Here is a 23,555-nt window from a genome sequence, read left to right on the forward strand (position 1 = left end):
TGCTGGATCCATGCAGCAATCGTCAGGACGGAGGTCAACTTATCTCGTGTATCTGATCTGACGTCATCCGCGCGTCATCTTTGCGTCACGCGCCGCGAAGAGACCAAGTGGATTGGCGTGTTGCCTTCAAAGGCCCGTCCGCTGCGCTGCACGTCCGCCGTGCTTTTGTCGCCGTCCAATTGAAACTGGTTGACCAGATCCCGCAGGCGGCCTGCCTCGGAGGACAACGAGGCAACGGCAGCCGTCGACTGCTCGACCATCGCCGCATTTTGCTGGGTCGCCTGGTCCATCTGATTGACGGCCGTGTTGATCTCGGCAAGTCCAGTCGACTGCTCGCGCGCCGATGTGGCAATCGCGTCCATGAGTTGGTTGATCTGGGCGACGTACTCACCGATCGACTTGAGCGAGGTTCCGGTTTCAAGAACCAGTTTCACGCCATTTTCCACATCAGTTGATGACTTTTGAATAAAGCCCTTGATTTCCTTGGCCGCTTGGGCGGCTCGCTGGGCGAGCTCACGGACTTCCTGGGCGACAACAGCAAAACCCTTGCCCGCCTCACCCGCACGGGCAGCCTCAACGCCGGCATTCAGCGCCAGGAGGTTCGTCTGAAAGGCGATTTCATCGATTGCACTAATGATGTTCGAAATCTGCTGTGAACTGTTCTCGATGCGTCGCATGGCCCCTTCCGCCTCCGAGACGACCGCTGCCGACCGCTGGGCGCTGATATCGGCTTCTTTGGCGACATTGCGCGCCTCGTCGGTGCGTTTGGTCGCCATCGTCACATTCGACGTGATCTCGTCCAGGGCTGCGGCCGTCTCCTCGAGGGAGGCGGCTTGTTGTTCGGTGCGTTTGGAAAGATCCTGCGCGGCAGATGCAATCTCACCCGTACCATTATCGATGCTGTGTACCGTCTGGAGCACGGCGCCGATGGTCGCGCCCAATTGCCGGAGCGAAGCGTTGAAGTCTTCGCGCAGGGCTTCATATTCGGCCGCAAATTGCTCCGAAAGCTGGAAGGAGATGTCGCCTGATGCAAGCCGCCGGAGGCCTTCGCCCAATGTCGTGGTCGCGAAGCGCAATTGTTCCGCCTCGCGTTCGGCGCGCTGCTGGGCTGCGGCGCGCGCTGCCTCGCTCTCGCTGCGGGATTCGGCGGCTTCCTTCTCGAGCCTGACGACGTTGAGGGCATTCTGACGAAAGATTTCAACCGCACCGGCCATTTCGCCGATTTCGTCGGCGCGACCGGCATAGGGAATATCACTGTCAAGATCGCCATCCGACAGGCGCCTCATGGCGGAAGCGATGCTTCGGATTGGGTTGGCGATGCCCGATATCGCAAATAAGATGCCGGCTATGGCAAGAAGCACGGCCAGCGCTGCGATCGCGGCCGTCAGCGTGAAAGCGGATTGCGCGGAAGCACCGCTCGCGGCTACAAAGCCTTCGGCCTGGCTGAGAATGAAAGTGACCAGATCCGCCACCGCCTTGTTCACCAGCTCGGCTTGTGGCTCCATATTTTCCTTGAAAAGACGGATTGCTTCAGGCGTCTTCCCGTCATTTTCAAGCGCGATCATTTGCTCTGCCAGCGCGCGATATTTGGCGAGTTCCGGCTTCATCTGGTTGATCAGTTCGCGTCCACGCTCGGTGCGGAGGCCTTTTTCGTATTCGGTGACGACTTTCTCGACCGCAGCGCCGGCGGCATCGATTTTTTGTTGTCCGACCATCCGCTCCTCCGCCGTATCCTCCAGGAGGTACTGGGCATAGACCAGTTTCAGGTCGAGGAAGTCATCCTTGATCTCGCGAGCCGTCACAAGCCGCTGCATCCAGAAGGTCCCGATCTGCTCGGTATTGGCACGAAGCGTCGAAATCGTGCTCAGCGAGACATAGGACAGGCTAACCATGAACAGAGTGATGATCGACAACTTTAAGATCAGGGCTTGCTTGATACTCGGGCGTTTCATGCGGGTCTCCTCGAAGATAGCTGGGACGAGCTGCGTGCCGGCTTATGCAAGATCTCGCACCGGATTCCATAATTTAGTATTAACTAAACAATGTTCTGGCCGCATTTGCGAAGATCTTCTGAGTTGACCAATACTTCCGCGATCAATTAAACGCGTTACGACCCAGAGTTCTTGAAAATTCAGGGAGATAGCTGCCACGGCGAGTGAAAATGCACCAACCTGAAGATCAAGCTGCCGGCATTGAAATCGCGCTTTGGCCGTATTCCAAGAACGAAGGAGACTGGAACCGCTGGATGCAGTCGCTCTCACCGGATGAACGGGAGCGGGCTGCGACCTACCGGTTCGAGCGCGATCGGATCTCCTTCATTGCCGGCCGGTATCTCCTGCGGCGGTTGTTGAGCGTGCATACCGGGATATTGCCGGGCAAGCTCCTGTTGTCCCCGGACAACCGCGGCAAGCTGAGGCTTGAGGGGCGTGAGAGGCCGCATTTCAGCCTCGCAAATACCGACGGGCTTGTCGCGGTCGCTGTCGCTTCAGGATGTGACCACCTGGGAATAGACTGCGAACGCGTCGATACCGAGATCGAAGCGGCGGCAGTGGATAACTATTGCAGCGCGGACGAACGGCGCTGCCTTGCGGAATTGCCTGCGCGCGAACGCGCGCGCGCGGCCATTGCACTCTGGACGCTGAAGGAGAGCCATCTGAAGGCACTCGGCGTCGGGCTGCGCGAGAATCCCCGCAACGTCGCCTTTTCCTGGAAGGATGGTATCCCCGTCATGGTCGATGGCGGCGATCGTGACCGGCGATGGCATCACCGTCTGGTCGAAAGCGGCAGCCAGCACGTCGTCGCGCTGGCTGCTTGCTCTCAATCCGGGTTCCCCGGCATTTCGACACGCCTGTTTCAGGACGACAGCATGCCGTCCGAATAGCCGGTTCGGAGCTGATGAGGCATTGCGGAAGCGGTCTCCGTCGCCCAGGCGAGTTGCCCGTTGTCGGGTTCCGCATCGAAGTGCTGCCGGCCGAGAAGCGTATTGACGATAGTTGCGCTGCGCCAGGCCATGAGGCTGAGCTGAGAGTCGGCGATACCGTGCGAGTACCGGCCCGCATTCTGCGCAAACAGCCGGTTGGCCCTCGGACCCGTCCACTGCATCGTGTAGTCGTCATTGAGAAGCGGATAGCCGTTTCTGTCGAGCGTTATCCTGTCGCCCAGCGAGCCGAGAGCATCGGGCAATCGGAACCGGTAGCCGGTTGCCAGAACCACCGCATCCGCATGGAGCACCTCGATCCCACCGTCGAATTGGTTCCTGACGATGAGCCGATAGGCATTGCCGTTCCGCTCCATCTGGATCACATCACGATTTGGGGCCAGAGATGCGTTGAGCGTGCTCGGCTCGAGATAACGCAACGCATAGAGGCGTCGATAGATCGCGTGAATCGTCGAAATCGACAAGCCGTCGCTGGTCAGGATCGAGTTCTTCAAAGCGGCCTGCTTCTGCTCGCCGCCGAGCTTCAGATAGGCCCGCACGTATTCCGGTGAGAAAACCTGGTTCGAAAACGGTGTGTCGTTAATCGGCTCGAAATTATGACGCCGGCTGATCCATGTCAGCTCCTGCATGGAACCAGGATCGGCAAGCAGGGCTTCGACGACCTCACCGCCGCTTTGACCGCCGCCGACCACGACGATGCGGGCGGCGCCGAGATCGCTGAGACGCGATTTGGCCTCGCTGTTATGAAAGCAGTCGGCGCCTAGAAACGGTTTTGCCCAGTCGGGCACGAAAGGTGAAGACCCCGTGCCGATTACCAGGTTTCGCGCCTCTTCCTGCCCATTGTCGAACCGCAGGAAGAAGCGGTCGTCGCGGTGCTCGACGTTGCGGATCTCCGTTCCAAAGCGCAGGCCGTCCACGCCGTTAGCGACCCAAGCGAGATAGCGCGCGAACTCCTGCCGGGGAACGGCGTCATAATTGGCGTTCAGGAAGGCGTAGAGCCTCTTATGGGCAACCAGATAGGAGACAAATGACCAGCGGCTGGTCGGCAGGACCGGGGTGACGAGGTCTTTCAGAAAAGACGATTGCAGCTCGACGCCGGGCATCATCATACCCGGATGCCAGTCGAACGAGTCTCGTCGCTCGAAGAAACGGCTTCTGATCTCGGGCACCGACTCGAACAGGCAGGCGAGGCTCAGATTGGAGGGGCCGATGCCGATGCCGGCAATATCCAGCGGTTCGGCATCCCTGCGGGCAAAAGCGACGGTCATGCGATATCCTTCTCTGTTTCCTTGAGACGCAGGGCGAGCCTTGAGTGGAAGGCGGGAGACCCGATCATGTGCAGATGGTTGGTGCCGGTGATGATTTCGGCCGCACGTGCCCGCGGCGACAGGCGGCGCCAGTCGATCAGGTTGAGGCCGCGGTTGAGGCTGTCGTCGGCAGCCCAGGGGTAGATCGGCACATCGTGAGGAACGAGCCGGTGCTTGCGGAAGATCAGGGCATTGTCGATCAGCACCCAGAAGGTATGCTCGCGGCTGCTGATATCGGGTCCGTCGGTCGGAAGAGGGTCCTTCTCGTCGCCGACGAAGCGCAGGAATTGATCGTAGGTATCCGCGTCCATCGTTGACAGCAGCCGGTCCCATTCGGGGCGCATCGCCGTCTTTTGAAGCCATGCCTGTACGTCTCGATGGAGCGCATCGCGCTCGCCCGGTCGGAAGCGCGGCTTGGCGCCGATCGCGAATTCCGATCCGAGGTCGCAAACATCGACCATCGCCATCATCCTGACGTCGACTTGGCCACCGAGGGCGCGGGCAGCGTCATAAGCAAGAAGACCGCCCCACGACCAGCCAAGGAAATAGCAGGGCGCTCCCTGACTATGCGTCCTGATATAGTCAACATAGCTCTCGATAATCTCTTCGACCGGAGCGCCGACTGCCTTTTTCTCTGAAAGCGAGTGGCAAATGAAGCCGGTCGCCGGCTGATCGGCTCCGAGATAGTCGACGAGCTTGACATATTCGCGGGTGCTGACGAGAAGCCCCGGGAAGCAATAGAGCCGCGGCTTGCTGCCGGAAGCGCGCAGCACGATCACCTCGGAGAGATCCCGTTGGTCCCCCTGCTCCATCACGCCGGCAAAAGAGCGTATGGTCGGATTGTTGAAGATATCGGCGACAATGAGCGGGGTTTTCGGCCGGCGCTGCCGCAGCTGCGAAAGGATGCGGATCGCGCCCAGCGAATTGCCGCCGATCGCGAAGAAATTGTCCTCGACGCTGATTGCTTCCAGCTTGAGAACCTGCCGCCAGACATCCAGCACCTCCTCTTCGAGCACGGTCGCCGGCTCGACGATGGCACGTTTGACCGGTTGCGGCGCCGGCAGCGCGAAGCGATCGAGCTTGCTGTTCGGATTGGTCGGCATTTTTTCCAGTTCGACCACGGCAGACGGCACCATGTAGGATGGCAGGCTGCGTTCGAGGCCGGCGCGGATCGTCTCGACGTCCAACGTCTCGTCTTTCTTGGGAACGACGTAGGCAACGAGCGCCTTGTCGCCGCCGGCATCGTCATCGCGCAGGACGACCAGGGCTTCGCCGACGCCGGGTTGCTGGAGGAGAGCCGCTTCGATCTCGCCCAGCTCGATCCGGTAGCCGCGAAGCTTCACCTGATGGTCGACACGACCGACGAATTCGACGGTTCCGTCATCACGCCAACGCGTCAGGTCGCCGGAGCGATAAAGCCGGCCGCCGTCGCTTGAGAACGGATCGGGGATGAAGCGGTCCGCCGTCGTGTCCGGCTTGCCGAGATAGCCGCGTGCGATACCCTCGCCGCCGATATAGAGCTCGCCGGTCACGCCGATCGGGCACGGATTGAGATCGGGGTCGAGCACATAGACGCGCCTTAACCCGACAGCGCGACCGAGCGGAGCATAGACCCCCTGGAATTTCGTGCCGGCCCTCACCTTCCAGACCATCGGCGTCATGATGGTTTCGGTCGGCCCGTAGCCGTTGATCAGCCATTCCGATTTCAGCGCCCGCGACAATAGATCGAAGGTCGGCTGCGCCAGCCCTTCGCCGCCGAAGGAGTAAAGCCGCATCGGCGGCGCGCCGCCCGTCACATCTGCCCATTCCGCCAGTTGCTGCAGATAGGTGGTCGGAATGCTGGCATTGTTGGCGCCGTGCTTGCGCATCGCCGTCAATGTCTCTTCCGGTGTCCAGAGCGGCTGGTCAGGCAGGATGATGCTGCCGCCCTCCATCAGCGGGTTCATCCATCGCTCATGCCCGCCATCCGAACTGAAAGGCAGGAACGGCAGCTCGCGGGAGTCAGAGCTCATGCCATAGATACGCGAGGTGTTTTGCAGATGGTGCGTCAGCGGCCCGTGCTCGACAGCCACGCCCTTCGGCAATCCTGTCGATCCGGAGGTGTACATGACGTAGGCGAGCTGATCCTTGTGGATCGGAATATCAAGCGGCGTATCCGGCTCGCCGTCGAGGTCGATCTTGTCGAGTTCGAGGATGATGGTGTCGAGCTCTTCCGGCAGCCGATGGCGAAGCCAGCTGTGGGTCAGAACGATCTTGACACCGCCATCGCGCAGAATGTGGTGGTTGCGCACCGGCGGATGGTCGGGCTCGACCGGGATATAGGCACCGCCCGCCTTCAGCGTCGCGAGGATCCCGACGATTGCCTCCGGAGAGCGCTTGATGAAGATGGCGACCGTCACCTCGGCGCGAACGCCCAGATGCCGCAACCGGCGTGCGAGACGGTTGGTGCTGGCTTCCAGCCAGCCATGGCTCCATTCCTCGTCGCCATAGACGATCGCCGTCTTCCCCGGCGTCTGGCGCGAATGGGCCGATATCAGCTCGTGGACCGGCCTGTCATCGTTGACAACTTCGTCTTCGTAGGGCGCCGACAAATGATCGAGCTCATCACTCCCCACGAGTTCGATGTCCTTGATGCGGACATTCGGCCGTGCGACGAACTGTTCGAGCGCAAGGATGAAATGCCGGGAAACGCGGGCAATCAGGGCGCTGTCATAGAGATCCTGGGCATAATCGATGAGCCCGGATGCGGTCCCATCCAGGCCCGCCTCGATCACCAGGGAAAGCTCGCTATCGGCGCGTGCGCCCAGAGGTTCCAGATTGGTTGCGTGCCCGGGGACCGGATACGACTCACGGAATTCGAACAGCGCCTTGACCACGGCTTCCTGGGCAGCCGCTTCGTCGACGACCAGTTCCTGCGTGATGCGCTCCAGCGGAACGAGCCGGGCAAGCCCCTCCTCCGTTGCCGATGAGATCGCTCCAATGACATCGTCGAGAGAGCTTCTTGATGTCAGCGACAGGATAAGGGGAAGAACCTGTTCGGCACGGCCGCGGTTCGCAAAGTGTTCTTTCCCCGGCCGCGCGATCAGGAGCCCGGTCAGCAAAGCATAGTTGCCGCTGTAGCGCGCCAGCAGCGCGCAAAAGGCGGCGTGAAGTACGCGCTCGACCTGATATCCCTTATGCTGCGCATGTCGACCGAGCTTTTCCCAGAGACCGGGCTCGATCGAAAATCGATGCTGAGCGCGCGCCACGCCTGCCAGCCCGCCGCTGTTGAAGCGGGTGGGAAAGGTCGAGGCGGCGTAGTCGAGACCGATCCTGTTCCGCCAATAGGAGAGGGATTCCAGCGCCTGCTCCGTCTGCAGCCAATCGGCCTCCCGTGTCCCGGCCGAGATTTCTAGCGGATGCATGTCGCCGACGGGCTTGCCATCGAGAATTCGCGCCAGCGACCCGGCAAGAACGGATTTTTCGCAGTCGTCGCAGATGATCGGATGAAGCAGGATCGTCAGAAGAGACTGCCCATCGGCAAGCAAGACAATCTGAACGCGCGCCGGCGGAGCAGCAAGGAGATCGAAGCGCCGGTCGCGGAAGGCTTTCTGGGCGGCCAACGCATCGGCCTCCGCAAGAGCAGCACGTTCGCCGACAATCTCGATCGGTACTGCGGTCAATGCGCCGCAGTATTGCTCGACGCGGCCGCCCGCCAGCCGGCGGAACCGGGTGGCAAGCGACGGATGTTGCGCCATCAGCGTCCGCCAGGCGCCGGCAATCGTCTTGACGTCAACCGCCGGGCTCAATCGCAGCGAAATGACCTGGTCGGGAAACACCGTGTCGTTGCCGATCTGCTCCAGCGACCAGATACGCTTCTGCGCGATCGTCAGCGGGAAGCTCTCGAAGACCGTGTCCGTTGCCGCATCGGTCGGGTAGGCATCTGCGAAGTTTGTGATCTGTTTGTTCATCCGTGCCATCCAGCCGTTTTCAGAGACGCGCATCGCCGGCGATTGCCGAGCGCAAGGAGAGGGGGCGCGGATCTGCCCAGACGACAGCGATATGCGCCAGGCATTGCTGGCGCGAACCGGCAAAACCCGCCGGCTCCCAGCCCAGGGGAATCCGCTTGTCCTGCGGCCAGACCGAGTAGCGACGCTCGGTGTCGATGACGGCGATCCAGAGATCGTCGTGAGGGTCAAGATTATCCATTCGCAGCTCCTGCGGTGATGATGATCATGCGCAAGTGACGGATCCGGCAGGCTGCAGTTTAGAAAATTGATGAGAATTTTTTTCTTCGTTTACCCCTAAACCCAGCGGGAGACGGATCGTCATTCTACTAAATCGGCGCATGAGCACGCTTCATGCTCGCAGCGCCAAAAGCCCGACCGAACCCCGACCGGCCAAGGAGAACATCATGGATTTCGACGCCGTCAAACAGAGGCGCGCTCTGCAGTCGCGCAGCTACGTCAGCCTCGCCCCCAATCTCATCCACCTCAAGACCGCTTACGGCCACCACGAAGCCGCATTCGAGGTCGAGGCCGGCATCGCGTCTGTGACCTTCTACCATGGCGATCCGGTGCAATCGGCAGAGCTTCTCATGGCGGCGGCCGAAGCCGTGACGGCAGAAGATCGCTCGATCACCTCAGTCGTCTTTGAAGGGCATCAGGCAAGCCTACCGCCGCACATTGCGGCCCCGGACGGAAGGCTCGATTCGGCGATCCTGTGGCAATGGCCTTCACTGTGGCTGCCGCAGCTGTCCTATCCGCTGCCGCCCGTACAGGAGATGACCGCGGGCCGGTATCATCCGCGTCGACCCTCAAAGCCGAAGGGCACGATCTACAAGCGTTTCATCCCCTGGCTGGAACGGGAAATCACCTTCACGGTGGCCGATCCGGAGACCGATCTTGCAGCATTTCATCGCTGGATGAACGACGAACAGGTCAACACGATCTGGGAGGATGCGGGTTCGATCGACAAGCACCGGGAGATCCTGGAAGAGAGGATCGCCGATCCGCATGTCCTGCCGCTGATCGGCAGTTTCGCCGACATCCCCTTCGGCTATTTCGAGGTCTACTGGGCCAAAGAGAACCGGCTCGGTCCCTTTTACGACGCTGACGACTATGATCGCGGATGGCACGTCGCGATCGGCGAGCCCGGCTATCGCGGCAAGAAATGGATCAGCGCATGGCTTCCCTCGCTGATGCATTTCATCTTCCTCGACGACCCGCGCACGAAGCGCATCGTCGGCGAGCCGCGCGCCAGTCACGAACAGCAGATCCGCAACCTCGATCGTTCGGGTTTTGCCAAGGTCAAGCACTTCGATTTTCCGCATAAGCGGGCGCTCCTGGTCATGCTCGGCCGCGAGCGCTTCTTCGGCGATCGTCTCTGGGTGCCGGCATCATGAACGATATGAGCGACGCAAGCGGCAGCTTCCGGAGACGGCCGCGTCTCGCACCGGAGGACCTTGCCAGTCCTGAGCTTCTCAGGCTGCTGCTTCGGCTCGGACTGCCGGCCATGTTCGGCCTGTCGATCAACGCCGCCCATCACACGATCAACATGATCTTCGTCGGCATGATCGGTGAAGACCAGATCGCGGCGATCATGATCGTCTTGCCGGTCCTGATGCTCATCGCCGCCTTCGGCGAAGGGATCGGCGTCGGTGTCGCAACCGAGGTCGGGCGGATGCTCGGTGCCGGCAATCGAGCCCGGGCCGGCACCATTGCTTCGATCAGCCTTGCGGCCGGCGTCGTCTTCGGCGCGGCCAGCGCTGTCGCAATCGTCGCATTTCCAGATCTATTGCTGTTCGGCGCCACGCCTGCCCTTCAGCCGCTCGCGCAACATTATCTGATGATCATTGCGGTCTCGGTGCCACTGACGATGGCGCAGATCATTCTCGATTTCCTGGCGATAGCTGAGGGCAATGCCCGCTTCAGCATGTGGACGCTGGTCGCCTGCTTTGCGCTGAACATGATCCTCGACCCGATCATGATCTTCGGTTTCGGTCTCGGCCTGCAGGGCGTGGCAATCGCAACCATCCTGTCGCAGCTCGTTGCGCTTTGCATCTATGCTGTTTACCACGCAAGGCGGCTTGGGACGGTCCGGCTGACTCTTGGCTGGCGGTGGAGGGATATCGGTTATCTCAGGCCTGTCCTTGCTGTGAGCGCACCGACGACGCTGACCAGCCTCGCAACCGCAGGCGCGATTGCAGCCGTGGTATCGCTCGCCGGCACCTATCACGGCGAAGCCGGTATCGCCGGTGTCGGGATTGCCTTGCGGCTGCTTGCTGTGGGAACGCTCCCCGTTATCGGTATTTCACTCGGGGCCCAGTCGATCTTGAGCTTTGCCTGGGGCCGAAGCGATATGGCCCGGGTGCTGTCGGCAGCCCGCATCCTGACAGTGGTCACCACTGCGGTGAGTGGCGCCTATGGGCTCGCAGCGCTCGCCTTCTCCAAACAGCTTGCCGCATTCTTCACCGACGATCCGACAGTGATTGATATTGCGGGGCAAGCGATCATCGCAACCCATCTTCCGCTTCTGCTATTCGGCCTGCGGCAAACGGTGCTGATCCTCTTCCAGGCTCAGGGCAAACCGAAAGCGGCGGTTGCCATCGGTCTGGCGCAGAATGGGTATCTTCTCTTTCCGCTGCTTGCTCTTCTGCCGCCGTTCTTCGGCTTTTCAGGCCTGCTGGCAGCAATATTCCTGGCCTCTGCTTTGACCGGCCTGCTGTCGGCCGTCTGCCTGGCGAGGACGCTCAGCGCGCTCCGGCAGCGTTCTGCCGACCATCTGACCTCCATCCGTCCATATCCCAGCTTTTGTCCATGAGAGGATGACCATGAACCAGTCAATCAACCCGCACGACCTTGGCGCCCATGCGGCCGCTGACGATCTCTTTACGCCTGTCGATCCGGCGGCATTCAACGCCGTGTCTCCGCCGATCTTCCAGACATCGCTCTTCACCTACGACAGTTACGAGGCGATGGAGGATGTCTTTGCCGGACGCACGCGCAACTACATCTATTCGCGCGGCGACAATCCGACGGTCCGCGAATTCGAACTCCTGGTCGCCCGCCTCGAGGGCGCAGAGGATGGACGTGCCTTCTCCAGTGGAACGGCCGCCATTACATCGACAATCCTCAGTCTTGTTGAGGCGGGAGATCGGGTCGTTGCGGTCCGCCATCTCTATAACGACGTCTACCGCCTTCTGGTGAAACTGCTTGCCAGGCTCGGTGTCGCGGTGGATTTCGTCGATCCCGCCGACCATGACGAGGTCCGCAAGGCGCTGTCGGGTGCCAAACTGCTCTACCTTGAAAACCCCACATCTTTCGTCTTCGAGCTTCAGGACATTGCGGCGCTGTCGGCCATGGCGAAGGAGGCCGGCGTCACCACCATTATCGACAATTCCTGGGCAACGCCGCTCTTTCAGAAACCGATCCAGCATGGCGTCGATATCGTCATTCACGCCGCCTCGAAATATCTCGGCGGTCACAGCGATACGGTCGCCGGCGTCGTCGTCGGCTCGAAAGAGGCCATCGCCAGGATCAATTCAACGTCTTACCCCTATGTCGGTGCCAAACTGTCACCGTTCGAGGCCTGGCTGCTGCTGCGCGGCATGCGCACGCTGCGTGTCCGTCTCAAGGAGCATGAGCGCAGCGGGCTTTTGCTGGCCGGGCGGCTGAAGGAGCATTCTGCGATCGGACGCGTTCGTCACCCGGCATTCCAGAAGCATCCCGAAAGGGCGACGCTGACGGGTTATGCCGGGCTGTTTGCCTTCGACCTCAATCCCGATATCGATGTCGCACGGTTTGTGAATAGCCTTCGCGACATTCGCCTCGGTGTCAGCTGGGGGGGACCAGAAACGCTGGTGGTCCCCGCCAAGGTCGCGCTGCAGATCCCCGACCGGATGACTTCGTTCATCCGGTTCGGCGTGAGCGAGCAGACAGTTCGTTTCGCTGTTGGCCTGGAAGAGCCGGAACTGCTGTGGAGCGATTTGCAGCAGGCGCTGCACGCGGCGAAACGCTAGGCTCCTGTCGGTGTGCATGATCGGGGCGGAAGGCAGGTTCGGCGATCGCCAGATGGCAATGTTCCTCTGCCGCCTTGATCATGAAGTTGACGAGGGTCCTTGAGACGCCGAGTTCGGCTGCAATATCCTTCTGCGGCACGCCGTTGAGGCGATGGCGAATGAAGGCATCGTTGGTTCGCTTCGGCAACGCCTCGAGCGAGGCAAGCACATTGCGCAGGGTCTCGGCAGCGACGATCTGGTCGAGCACGGTGGGGATGGGAGCCGTAATCTCCTGAATCTGGTCTATCGACCTATGGTTGTTCATCTTCTGACGTCGCCGGCGGCTCTCGTCGAGTGCGAGATTGTAGACCATTCGGAAGGCGTAGCCGATCGGGCAACGAATGTCGTCGGTCTTGACCCCATAGGCTTTAATGACTCCATCTTGAAAGATATCCTCGGAATATGACTTTGATTTGGCAACGCTTTCAATCGTTTTAAGGAGCTTGTCCTTGTTTTCGATCATGGCGTTGACCACGGCATTTCCGTTCACATCACGATGCAATGCGTGCATTGTCCTGTACCCTTTTTACAAATGGAAAATCAGGCTCTGTCGTTGCTGGCCGGTTCGGTGTCGGCCTCCTTTTTTGAGCTGAAGTACACGATTTGATTGCAGTGTCTATTTTAAGGTGATAACAGGAGTCAAGTTTAAATCGACCGAGCGGAGGCGAGAAAAAAATGGGAAAAACAGTTGAGATCCTGACCGGCAAGGCGGAGCTCTGCCGATCGATCATGGGGGCTTTGCCCGACTGGTTTTCAGAACCCGAGGTTATCGAAGCGAGCGCCCAGGCGATCGAAGACCTGCCGGTGTTCGGCTATGTCGAAGCGGATGTCGTGACTGCGTTGATGGCCTTGAAGCCGCACCCGCCCGGCGCTGTCGAGATCGCGCTGATCGCGACACGACCCGAACATCACGGTCGCGGCGCAGGACGCCATCTCATCGATGCGGCCGAACGTTTCGGCCATGAATCGGGTGCGCGGCTGTTGACGGTCAAGACGCTCGCCCCGCGCGGCCTCGACGAACCGCAGTTCGAGGCGACGCGGCGCTTCTATGACCGGGCCGGATTTGTGCGGGCTGAGGTCTTTGCAAAGCTCTGGCACGAGGACCATCCATGCCTGTTTATGGTCAAGCCACTCGCCGGCGTCCAGGCAGGCGAGGCTACGCTTTGAGACGAGGGAACTTTCTGCTTGGCGCGCATTGGCAATAACTGGCGCGCAGGGCACCCGTCTCTGCGCGCGGTGGACGATAGGAGCTAGTGGCGCCCCTCCGGCAGCGGGCAGGCTTCGCCGCAGCCGCCGACGCCCGGCAGGTTATAGCGCAGGCAGCAGACTTTCCTGCGCACGAATTCGAGCCCGCATTGCTGGCGTGCAATGCGGATCATGCCGAACATCGGGTTGCGCTCGCCGCCCGGCCATTGAGCTTCTTCCAGCAGTGCCAGGCCGCCTTCAACGAGGACGGGCTCATGGCGATGAGCGATCTCCTTCAGAATCCAGGAGAGATAGGCCGCTACATTGTTCCAGAGAAGCTTCGGTGCGACTCCGGCGTTGGCGGCGATCGCCGCGATGATGGGCTCGGCGTGACCGAGCATCAGCCGGTGAAGCTCGCCGGCCGGGTCAGTCGTCACCTCCGGCCTCCCTGACATCACGAATGCTTCCGGCTCGCCCGTATGCTCGTTGCAGACGAGCGAAAGCCGGTCGATCTCCAACGACAGCCCGATCCGGTGCACGAACATATGGACGCTCGGGGCAATCGTCAGCATGCTAAAATAGTAGAGTGTCCACATCGAGACGATCGCACGACGGTCGCTGCCCGGAAATTTTTGCGCATATCGGCCAATGATCTCGTCGAAGATCGCTCGGTCGCAAAGATCCCTGCAGGAAATGACGATGCCCATCTGGGGAAGAGCGCTGAGCAGCTTGCCGCGGCAATAGGAGAACGGGCCGTCGCCCACCAGACCGTCGAGGTCGACGGCCTGATGGGCGACAGGATGGTCAGCGATCAGGGTCGGGCGCTGGAAGACCCCGTTTGTCTCCATTGCCGTGCCTTACCACCGGTATTTCAGGGTGCCGGTCATGTTGCGGCCCTGGCCGAGATAGCAAAAGCCTTCTTCGCAAACTGTTTCGCGCTCGTCGGCGATGTTGCGGATGGCAAAGGCTGCCGTCAGGCCCTCGTATTTCTTGTCGACCGCGCCGAAATCATACGAGGCGGATGCATCGACATAGAAAGTCTCAGGGTTCTTCGAGGTATTGGCCACATCCGTCCAGGTCTCACCGATGTAGCGCACGCCCGCGCCAACCGACAGACCGTTGAAGGGATTGCTTTCCTGGAAAGTGTAGTTTGCCCAAAGGCTGGCAATATGGGTCGGGGTGATGGCCGGAGTATTTCCGACGTTGTTGCCCCCGGTCACCTCGGAGTCGTTGTAGGTGTAGGCCGCAATGATATCGAGACCGTCGGCGATTGCCGCGCGGGCTTCAAGCTCGATGCCCTTTCCGGTCACCTCGCCTTGGGAGTCGTAGGCAAAGGTCAGCGGATCGGCGAGCCTCGGCTTGTTCTGCTCGACAATGTGATAGGCGACGGCCGACAGCAGGATATCGGAGCCGGGAGGCTGGTATTTCACGCCGAGCTCGTATTGCTCACCCTTCGTCGGCGGAAGAATTGTGTTGGTTCTCGACCGGTTGGTGACCGGATCAAAGGAGGTGGCGTAGGAAACGAACGGCGCGATGCCGTTGTCGAAGAGGTAAAGCGCGCCTGCCTGTACAGAGAAGGCATTCTTGTCGACCTCCTCCGAGCTGGCCGAGGGCAAGGTCGCATCTCGCGTCTGGTTCACCCAGGTCTGCCGGCCGCCGAGGTTGAAACGCCAGTTTCCGACCTCGATCTGGTCCATGGCGTAGATGCCGACCTGCCGCATATCGGCATCGGAAGCCAAGAAATTATAGTCCGGGGTAGCGCCCGAGACTCCATAGGTCGGATTGGCGATATCGAAGTCGAATGCCGGATCGGCGGCTCCGAGGCCATAGCCAAAACTCGACTGGAGATTGGTGTAGTCGAGCCCGAACAGCATCGTGTGGGCAAGCGGGCCGGTATCGAACTTCGCCTCGAGCTGGTTGTCGACCTGGAAGACGTTCATCTCGTCGCGGATCGAATTCGGGTACCGATGCGCAACAGTGTCCGTCCAGCTCAAGACGCCGAGGTAGCGAGCCTTGAGATCGAGATGCGAATAACGCAGGTTCTGCCGGAATGTCAGGCCATTGTCGAATTCATGCTCGAACTGATAGCCGATCTGCTGCTGCTTGACCTTCTGATAGTCATAGTCGGGATCGCTCGCCCTGATGTCGAGGATCCTCCCGTCCGAGGTCGTGATCGCGCCGACATTCGAGTCGGTCTCGTCGGCCTGCGCCAGGCCGTACACCGTGAAGGAGGTGCCCTCGTCCGGTTTCCAGGTGAAGGACGGCGCCAGGAAGTAGCGGTCGTCGGCAATATCGAAATTGGTGTCGCCGCGGCGGGCAAGGCCGACGATGCGATAGAGGAAATCGCCGTTATCTTCGCTGATTGGTCCACCGAAATCGAACATCGCTTGAGCCCGGTCCTTGGTGCCGTAGGATACACCCACTTCACGGATCGGCTCTTCGGTCGGAAGCTTCGATATCTTGTTGACGAGGCCGCCCGGCGATCCCGAGCCGTAGAGCACGGATACCGGCCCCTTGATCACCTCGATGCGCTGCAGTTGATAGGGATCGGTGCGGAACGTGCCGTAGTTGATGTAGGGCTGGCGCAAGCCGTCACGATAGTCGCCGACCGTCGTGGCGTTGTAGCCGCGAATGTAGATCTGGTCGAAGCGCGGATCGAAGCCGTTCGGCCCGGTCGTCACGCCGGCCGAATAGCGCACGGCCTCGATGATGCTCTGGGCGCCGCGCTGCTCGATTTCCTTCTCGGTGGTCACCGAAACCGAACGCGGCGTCTCGACGAGCGGCGTGTTGATCTTGGTCGCAGCCGAACTGTTCTTGGCGGCAACGGACGTCCGGTCGGTCTTGCTATCAGAGGATGCGCCTTGAATGACGATCGGTTCCAGCGTTGTGGCGCCAGCATCTCCGGATGCGCTCTGGGCTGAAGCCGGCGATGCTGCACTTCCGATCAGGACGATCGCTGTCGTTACAAATAGGCTATCTCTATAAATTCGCGATACATTATTAGAAACATTCAAAAAAACACGCGCCATTGCTTGGTCCCTACGCCACGGATGCGGGCGGAACCTATGGAGCGAAATTGGCCTTGTCAACATAAGATGATTATTTTAGTCACCTTTTAATCGATAAAATCTGTGCCCCCAGCACTCCCGAAGGGGTTGCACTCAGCATCGAGGCCCGTAACGTTCTGTGCGGGTAAATTGCCAACGCAGGCGGTTCTGTCGTGCGAGAGATCACGTGCGGACCGACACGACTGTTAATCTGCAGGTTTTGATGGGAATCGAACCGTGTATTCGTCCTGGCACAAGTGAGACTTTGGCCCGATATGACACGTTAACGACATACTGTCGTCCCCTGGCACAAAATCATTAGGGCAAGCACGTCGTCTTTTCTGGCGAACTCCGCGGCTCGTCTTGCCTCCGGTCGTCTGCTCCCTAGATCCGACACATGGATACCGAGCGAACCACAGCTCCTATCAAACCGGTAAGGGCGTCTTCGCGGAAACCTCTCCAGAGGTTGAGCCCGGCCATTGTAGAGCAAGTCGAGCGCCTGCTCGGTGGACGCACGCGTGATATCCGCTTCAATGGGGAACTGGCTCAGCTTTTTCGCGAACGCTCCTGGCCGCGGACTGCCAAGATCATCCGCGCGTGGATGGTTTGGGTCATCGTGCTCGACGTTCTGACGCTGGGTCTCAATGCGATCTTGCTTCCGACCCAAACCGTCATGTCGATGCTTTGGCCAGCGTCTATCCTTCCCCCCGCAGCTCTTGTCGCCGCGATAGCCTTCCTGCGGCCGCACGCTTTGTGGGTGCAGGGAGTTTTCCTCCTCTCGGCAGTTTTTCTGATCCTCCTGTCGGTCGCCTTGGTGGGTGTTAACACCGGTGGGGAGTTTTATGAGCGGCATTTGACCATCATGCTTTTTGTGGCCGTCACTGCCATTATCATATTTCCCGTCCCACTCGGTTGGGCGATGGCGATCGGCGCTGCTGCCCTCGGCATCTACCTTGTGTTTCAACTGCGCAATCCAGACATTGAAGCGGGAAGTGCTCTGGCCGGGACGCTGTTTTTCGCGAGCGGTGTGGCTGCAACCGTCGTTGCCCGCCGCACCGCAACCATCTTCGCTCAGAAGACTTTCTTGCTCGAGTTGCGAGATCGAAGTCGCCTCGCGGAGCTTACCGATGCCAACTCACAGCTGGAATTGCTGGCACGGACCGATCCGCTGACCGGTGTCGCCAACCGGCGTTCGATGATGGAAACGCTAAATCACTTCTGGGACGAGGACCTTAAACGAACGAGCGGCGCGGCGATGCTGATGTGCGATGTCGACGACTTCAAGCGCCTCAACGATAATCTCGGGCATGCCGAAGGCGACCGCTGCCTGGTGAAAGTTGCCGGCATCATTCAGAGCAGCATGAGAGACGAGCGGGACCAGGTCGCCCGGTACGGAGGCGAAGAGTTTCTCGTCTTTCTCCCAGGCTCTGATGAACAAGAGGCCGGGGTGATCGCTGAGAGAATTCGCAGCCGAGTAGAAGCGGCGTCTCTTCCAAATCCTGCCTCCCGCGTCGGTCCCTGGGTCACTGTCAGCATCGGGTTAGCGATATTGATGCAAAACAGTGAGCTCGTGTCAGCAGAGCACATGCAGCGACAAGCGGATGCGGCGCTCTACCTTGCCAAAAAGACCGGCCGCAACCGCGTGGTGCTCCACTCTCCAGAGGTCGAGCAAAGCCTCCAATGAAGTAATTCCGGCAAAAACGCTGTTCCTGCTGTCCTTCTGGTGCCCAAAACGACCGCCTTAAACGGCTTCGAGCCGGTTCGGTTCAGCCGTGCAAGCTTGCCCATTTGACAGATATCCTACAAGTCGATAAGTAACATCCATCTTATCGGCGATGCGGGAAAGTGACCGGGGCATGACATTGAAATCGATGAAGCCGCTGACGCGCGCGCCGCTGCTGTATGTCTCCGTGCAGGAGAGTCTGCGCGCCTATATCGATGATAATGGCCTCGCGCCCGGAACCTTGCTTCCGGCGGAAGGAGAGCTTGCCACCCAGCTCGGTGTCAGCCGCAATTCGCTGAGGGAAGGCATCAAGGCGCTGGAATCGCTCGGCGTGCTGGAGACGCGGCGCGGCGTCGGCATCTTCGTGAAGGCCTTTTCCTTCGAGCCGCTTCTCGACAATCTCGCTTACGGCCTCGGCGGAGCCCTGCGGCAGATCGAGGAGGTGCTCGAAATCCGGCGCACGCTGGAAGTGGGATTGATCGGCAAAACGATCGACGTGATCGGCGCGGAGGACATTGCCGAGCTGCACGCCACCGTCAATCGGATGCGCGCCCATGCCGAGCGGGGCGAAACCTTTGCGGAAGACGACCAGCTGTTCCACCGACTGCTGTTTCGCTGCCAGGACAATGAAACGCTCGTGCGGCTGATCGATGTCTTCTGGCTCGCCTTCTACAAGGCATCGGATTTCGTCAATCTTGAAAATGCCGATCCGATGGCGACGTGGCGCGACCATGCCGCGATCGTCGATGCGATCGAGGCAAAAGATCTGGAGGAGGCGCGCAGACGCCTGGATCGTCACTACGAGGGCATTGCCCGGGTGATTGCCAACAACAAGACAAGTTCAAACGTGGGAGGAACACATGAAAAGACTGTCTAGATTATCCCTTATTGCGCTTGGCGCCCTGCTGTCGACGGCTGCCGTTCCGGCTCTTGTCGTTTCCGGCGTTGCAGTTGAGGCGCAGGCAGCCACGCTGTCCGGCGGCTTCGATGTCGGCCCAGGAGGCTTCCAGGGCAACTTCAATCCGCTCGCCGCGACCGCCGGCTACACCTGGCTCAGCGTCTACTACGAACCGCTGATCACCTATGACGAGAAGCTGCAGAAGGTCGTCGGCGCGCTGGCAAGCTCCTACGAGGTCAGCTCCGACCAGACCTACACGTTCAAGCTGGCGGACGCCAAATGGCATGACGGCAAACCGTTCACCGCCAAGGACGCGAAGTTCACCATGGGCCTTGCTATGGATGCGAAAACCGGCTCGGTGCTCGCTGCCCGGCTGAAAGGTATATCCTCCGTCGAGACGCCGGATGAGCACACTGTTGTCATCAAGCTCAGCGCCCCCAGCAGCAGTTTTCCCGACACGATGACCAAGGTGATGATGCTGCCCGAGCATGCGCTCTCCTCGATTCCGGCCGACCAGCTGGCGAAGAACACCTGGTGGTCGACCGCTCCGATCGGCACCGGTCCGTTCAAATTCACCAAATACGTCTCGGATCAATATGTCGAACTTGCCGCAAACACCGATTATCGCGGTGGCAAACCCGCACTGGAACGCGTCATCAATCGCTATTTCGCCAACCCGGCCGCGGCGATCGCGGCGCTGAGATCCGGCGAAATCCAGTTCACCTATGTCGATTCCAACGACGTGCCGACCTTCAAGGACAACAAGGACTTCCAGGTCATCGAAGGCAACTCTTTCGTCGTCAACTATCTCGGCTTCAACCACGATTCCCCGCTCTGGAAGGATGTGCGCGTCCGCCAGGCGGTGATGTACGCGATCAATCGCGATGCCATCATCCAGAGCCTCTATGGCGGCGCGGCCAAGCCTGCCAATTGCGCCTATGTCGCCGAACAGCTGATACCTCAGGGCATCGACAGCTATGCCTATGATCCTGAGAAGGCCAAGAAGTTGCTGACGGAAGCCGGCTGGGACCAGATCAATGGCGGCAAGCCGATCACGCTTCTGACCTATTACACCACGCCGCTGGCCACCAACGTGCTTGCCGCAGTCCAGGCGATGCTTGCCCAGGTCGGCATCAACATTGTCCCGCGCGCCGTCGATGCGCCAACCTATAACAGCATCGTGCTCAATGCGGCGCCGGACATGGCCCAGTTCCAGTTGGTTTATGCCGGGCTGCAGAACGGACCGGATGCCGGAAGTATCAATGTCGGCCTCAACGAGAAGCAGATCCCTCCGGCCGGACCGAATGTCGCCAGGGTTCGCATGCCTGACCTCACCAAGGCGCTCGATAGTGCCTTGGCCGAGCCGGATAGCGCCAAGCGGGATGCCGCCTACCAGGACGTCTGCAAGGTGATGAACACGAACCTGCCCTGGGCGACTCTCTGGGTGGCAAATCGCTACGGCATCGTCTCGACCAAGGTGAAGGATTTCGTCTGGACGCCGGCGCCGGGCGGCGGCCCCTACCAGGCCAACCCGCAGAAATGGTCGATCGCCGAATAGGCGTTTTCCGGGAAAGCCTTGGGGGTGGCTTCGGCCACCCTGACAGGATGGCCTGACAAGACGGCCGACAAGACGGATTGCCGATGCTCCAATACAGTCTCAGACGCCTGATCATCGGAATGGGCATGCTCGTCGCCCTGAGTGTGCTGATCTTCCTGCTGCTGCGCCTGACACCCGGCGATCCGATCGATGCCTATATCGATCCGAACCTGCCGATGTCGCCGTCAGACCTTGCCGATCTGCGCAGAAGCCTCGGGCTCGATCAGCCCTTGCCCGTGCAATATCTGGGCTGGTTGCAGCAGGCGCTGACCGGCAATCTCGGCTATTCGATCAAGCGTCTCGATCAGCCGGTTCTGGGCCTGGTGCTGTCACGGATCGGCCCGACAGTGCTCTTGATGGGCACCGCACTTGCCTTTGCCATCGTCGCAGGCATCACCTGCGGGGTGATCGGCGCCGTCCGCCGCAATTCGCTGGCCGATCTCTCCTTGTCGGTGGTTGCGCTTGCCGGCATTTCGAGCCCGGCCTTCCTCAGCGCGCTGATCGGCCTTTATATTTTCTCCGTCCGCCTGCACTGGATGCCATCAGGCGGCATGCTGACGCCGGGCGAGGAATTCTCGGTGGGCGATCTCCTCCACCATCTGATCCTGCCGGCGGCACTTCTGTCTGTCGCGCAAGCCGCATTGATCATGCGTTACATGCGCGCTTCGCTGCTCGAAGTCCTGAACCAGGATTACGTGCGCACGGCCCGCGCCAAGGGCGTTCGCGAGTTCTGGGTCATCAGCAAGCATGCCTTGCGCAATGCGCTTCTGCCGATCGTCACGCTGATCGGCTCCACCATCGGGCTTGCAATCGGCGGCGCCATCTTCATCGAGAGCGTCTTCAACTGGCCGGGCATGGGTCTGTTGCTCGTCGATGCCGTCCAGACCCGCGACTACCCCGTCATCATGGGGGCGACGCTCGTCATCGGTACTTGCGTTATCGTCGTCAATCTTCTGACCGATATCACCTATGCGGTCGTCGACCCGCGCATCAAGGTGGGCTGATCATGCTGGCACGCTCTTCCGAACGCCGGAGCCCGGGACCACTGACCCGCGCCTTCAGTCGGTTTCTGCTCAACCGCGCAGCCGTTGCCGGCGTCTGCATTGCCATTCCAATGCTGCTGTTGATCCTTTCCTATCCGCTATGGTGGGCTTTCCGGCCGAACGACATCGATCTTCTGGCGATGAATAGCGGCCCGACGGCAACGCACTGGTTTGGAGCCGACGGCGTCGGTCGCGACGTCTTCGCCCGCGTGCTCGAAGGCGGCCGGATTTCGCTGCTGGTCGCCGTCGCATCGACCGCGCTTTCGGCAGTCATCGGGTTTCTTTTCGGGGCAATCTCGGCGCTTGCCGGACGCTGGACGGACGCCGTCTCGATGCGCTTCGTCGATCTGGTGATGACCCTGCCGCCCGTCATCTTCCTGCTTGTGCTCGCCTCGATCGCCGGCACCGGCATCTGGCCGACGGTGCTGGTCATCTCGCTGCTCTCCTGGCCGCTGCTTGCGCGCATGATCCGCTCGCGGCTGCTGGAATTGCGTGAACGCGACTTCGTCATGGCCGCCCGCGGCATGGGCGCCGGCATCGGCCATCTGCTCTTTCGCCACGGCCTGCCGAACTCGATCGATATCCTCGTGGTCTATGCAACGCTGCAGATCGCCAATGCCATCCTGCTCGAGGCGGGGCTGTCCTTTCTCGGTCTCGGCATCGCCCCGCCGGCGGCAAGCTGGGGCAACATGCTGAACGCGGCCCGCTCAACCGCCGTGCTCGAACAATATCCCTGGCAATGGCTCTTCCCCGGTGCCGCATTGATCCTTGCCGTGCTTGCAATCAACTTCATTGGCGATGGCCTCAGAGATGCCTTCGACCCGCGTGCCGAACTGAACTGACAATCGAAAGAAGCGAAAATGACCAAATTCAAGGGTGTCGTCCCCCCCGTCGTAACACCGCTCAATCCGGATCTCACCATCGACTACCCATCTTATACACGCGTGCTCGAGCATCTGATCGATGCCGGCTGCCATGGCGTATTCGTGCTCGGCTCGACGAGCGAGGTGATCTTCCATGACGAAAAGACCCGGCGGGACATCATCGAACATTCGGCCAGGGTGGTGAATGGTCGGGTGCCGCTGATCGTCGGGGTCATCGATCCGACCACGGATCGCGTCATCGCCCATGCGAAGGTCGCAAAGGCGGCCGGCGCCGATGCGGTTGTGGGGACGGCCCCATTCTATACGGTCACCAGCCAGTCCGAGATCCTCGACCACTTCCGTTATATCCGCGACGCGGTGGACATTCCGCTGATCGCCTACGACATTCCCGTCTGCGTTCACGTCAAGCTGCAGCGCCAGACCGTCGTCACGCTTGCCAGGGAAGGCGCGATTATCGGCCTCAAGGATTCCAGCGGCGACGACGGCAACTTCCGCTATGCGCTCCTCGATCTTGCCGAACAAAAAGACGTCTTCCTGATGACGGGCTCCGAGATCGTCGTCGACACTGCCTTGCTGATGGGCGCCCATGGCGTCGTTCCTGGTATCGCCAATGTCGATCCGCATGGCTATGTCCGCCTTTGGGATGCTGCCCAGCGCGGCGACTGGGTCGCCGCGAAGAAGGAACAGGAGCGCCTCTGCCGCCTGTTCGAAATCGTCTGGGTCGCGCAGGGCCGTGTCAGTGGCGGCGCAGCCGGCATCGGCGCCTTCAAGACCGCCATGCGCAGCCTCGGCATCATCGATTCCGCCGTCATGCCGCGACCGCGTGCCTCTCTCAACGATGCCGAAACGGCGCGGATCGACGAGATCCTGCGTGCAACCGGTCTGCTGAACTGAG

Annotated in this window: 18 protein-coding genes; 11 read left to right on the top strand and 7 right to left on the bottom strand. The window is 60.5% G+C overall.

Translation table 11 applies throughout. The features are described 5' to 3' along the window. Positions 1 to 74: 74 nt before the first annotated feature. Positions 75 to 1,952, bottom strand: coding sequence for a HAMP domain-containing methyl-accepting chemotaxis protein (locus G9X64_RS14385; RefSeq protein WP_171376751.1), 1,878 nt, complete (start codon positions 1,950 to 1,952; stop codon positions 75 to 77). A gap of 209 nt (positions 1,953 to 2,161) precedes the next feature. Between G9X64_RS14385 and G9X64_RS14390 the strand changes: the two genes are divergently transcribed. Next, positions 2,162 to 2,881, top strand: a complete 720-nt coding sequence (locus G9X64_RS14390) for a 4'-phosphopantetheinyl transferase family protein (protein ID WP_171376752.1) — start codon at positions 2,162 to 2,164, stop codon at positions 2,879 to 2,881. Here the strand turns inward: G9X64_RS14390 and G9X64_RS14395 are convergent. Genes G9X64_RS14395 through G9X64_RS14405 form a run of 3 tightly spaced genes read right to left on the bottom strand, consistent with a single transcriptional unit; the run spans position 2,854 to position 8,433 of the window. Further along, positions 2,854 to 4,206, bottom strand: coding sequence for a lysine N(6)-hydroxylase/L-ornithine N(5)-oxygenase family protein (locus tag G9X64_RS14395; protein WP_171376753.1), 1,353 nt, complete (start codon positions 4,204 to 4,206; stop codon positions 2,854 to 2,856). The two genes, G9X64_RS14390 and G9X64_RS14395, sit on opposite strands and share 28 nt — an antisense overlap. Then, positions 4,203 to 8,195, bottom strand: coding sequence for a non-ribosomal peptide synthetase (locus G9X64_RS14400; RefSeq protein WP_171376754.1), 3,993 nt, complete (start codon positions 8,193 to 8,195; stop codon positions 4,203 to 4,205). The genes G9X64_RS14395 and G9X64_RS14400 overlap by 4 nt, the downstream gene beginning before the upstream one ends. Positions 8,196 to 8,214: 19 nt before the next feature. Beyond that, a complete protein-coding gene (locus G9X64_RS14405) occupies positions 8,215 to 8,433 on the bottom strand; it encodes an MbtH family protein (RefSeq protein WP_171376755.1) in 219 nt (72 codons plus the stop codon). 205 nt (positions 8,434 to 8,638) lie between these two features. On the opposite strand from G9X64_RS14405, the gene G9X64_RS14410 reads away from it, so the two are divergent. From G9X64_RS14410 to G9X64_RS14420, 3 genes are read left to right on the top strand one after another with little or no spacing between them, the layout of a single operon-like run. Then, a complete protein-coding gene (locus G9X64_RS14410) occupies positions 8,639 to 9,628 on the top strand; it encodes a GNAT family N-acetyltransferase (protein ID WP_171376756.1) in 990 nt (329 codons plus the stop codon). Next, on the top strand, positions 9,625 to 11,046 hold the full coding sequence (locus G9X64_RS14415; protein WP_171376757.1) for an MATE family efflux transporter: 1,422 nt from the start codon (positions 9,625 to 9,627) through the stop codon (positions 11,044 to 11,046). Before G9X64_RS14410 ends, G9X64_RS14415 begins: the two co-directional genes overlap by 4 nt. Before the next feature lie 10 nt (positions 11,047 to 11,056). Beyond that, complete coding sequence (locus G9X64_RS14420; RefSeq protein WP_171376758.1) at positions 11,057 to 12,244, top strand: PLP-dependent transferase; 1,188 nt, start codon at positions 11,057 to 11,059, stop codon at positions 12,242 to 12,244. On the opposite strand, the gene G9X64_RS14425 is transcribed toward G9X64_RS14420, so the two are convergent. Then, positions 12,135 to 12,794, bottom strand: coding sequence for a sigma-70 family RNA polymerase sigma factor (locus G9X64_RS14425; protein WP_171376759.1), 660 nt, complete (start codon positions 12,792 to 12,794; stop codon positions 12,135 to 12,137). The genes G9X64_RS14420 and G9X64_RS14425 overlap by 110 nt on opposite strands. Positions 12,795 to 12,958: 164 nt before the next feature. Between G9X64_RS14425 and G9X64_RS14430 the strand changes: the two genes are divergently transcribed. After that, positions 12,959 to 13,450 carry a GNAT family N-acetyltransferase gene (locus tag G9X64_RS14430; RefSeq protein WP_171376760.1) on the top strand — a complete coding sequence of 164 codons (492 nt, stop codon included), beginning with the start codon at positions 12,959 to 12,961 and terminating at the stop codon, positions 13,448 to 13,450. An 83-nt stretch (positions 13,451 to 13,533) separates the two neighbouring features. Here the strand turns inward: G9X64_RS14430 and fhuF are convergent, their stop codons facing one another. Both fhuF and G9X64_RS14440 read right to left on the bottom strand, forming a co-directional pair. Beyond that, the gene (gene fhuF / locus G9X64_RS14435) at positions 13,534 to 14,316 is read right to left on the bottom strand and encodes a siderophore-iron reductase FhuF (RefSeq protein WP_171376761.1); all 783 of its coding nucleotides are present in this window, start codon (positions 14,314 to 14,316) and stop codon (positions 13,534 to 13,536) included. Between the two features lie 9 nt (positions 14,317 to 14,325). Beyond that, the gene (locus G9X64_RS14440; RefSeq protein WP_171376762.1) at positions 14,326 to 16,497 is read right to left on the bottom strand and encodes a TonB-dependent siderophore receptor; all 2,172 of its coding nucleotides are present in this window, start codon (positions 16,495 to 16,497) and stop codon (positions 14,326 to 14,328) included. Positions 16,498 to 16,912: 415 nt separating this feature from the next. Between G9X64_RS14440 and G9X64_RS14445 the strand changes: the two genes are divergently transcribed. The 6 genes from G9X64_RS14445 (at position 16,913) to G9X64_RS14470 (ending at position 23,554) form a co-directional block, all read left to right on the top strand. Continuing rightward, a complete protein-coding gene (locus G9X64_RS14445) occupies positions 16,913 to 18,199 on the top strand; it encodes a GGDEF domain-containing protein (protein WP_376766396.1) in 1,287 nt (428 codons plus the stop codon). Positions 18,200 to 18,371: 172 nt separating this feature from the next. Next, the gene (locus G9X64_RS14450) at positions 18,372 to 19,115 is read left to right on the top strand and encodes a FadR/GntR family transcriptional regulator (protein ID WP_171376764.1); all 744 of its coding nucleotides are present in this window, start codon (positions 18,372 to 18,374) and stop codon (positions 19,113 to 19,115) included. Next, a complete protein-coding gene (locus G9X64_RS14455; protein ID WP_171376765.1) occupies positions 19,099 to 20,694 on the top strand; it encodes an ABC transporter substrate-binding protein in 1,596 nt (531 codons plus the stop codon). Before G9X64_RS14450 ends, G9X64_RS14455 begins: the two co-directional genes overlap by 17 nt. 83 nt (positions 20,695 to 20,777) lie before the next feature. Continuing rightward, a complete protein-coding gene (locus G9X64_RS14460; RefSeq protein WP_168308944.1) occupies positions 20,778 to 21,737 on the top strand; it encodes an ABC transporter permease in 960 nt (319 codons plus the stop codon). A 2-nt stretch (positions 21,738 to 21,739) separates the two neighbouring features. Then, positions 21,740 to 22,618, top strand: coding sequence for an ABC transporter permease (locus G9X64_RS14465; RefSeq protein WP_171376766.1), 879 nt, complete (start codon positions 21,740 to 21,742; stop codon positions 22,616 to 22,618). A gap of 18 nt (positions 22,619 to 22,636) precedes the next feature. After that, a complete protein-coding gene (locus tag G9X64_RS14470; RefSeq protein WP_171376767.1) occupies positions 22,637 to 23,554 on the top strand; it encodes a dihydrodipicolinate synthase family protein in 918 nt (305 codons plus the stop codon). The last annotated feature ends 1 nt before the right edge of the window (position 23,555 follow it).

This window comes from Rhizobium sophorae (assembly GCF_013087515.1).
GTDB lineage: Bacteria > Pseudomonadota > Alphaproteobacteria > Rhizobiales > Rhizobiaceae > Rhizobium > Rhizobium sophorae.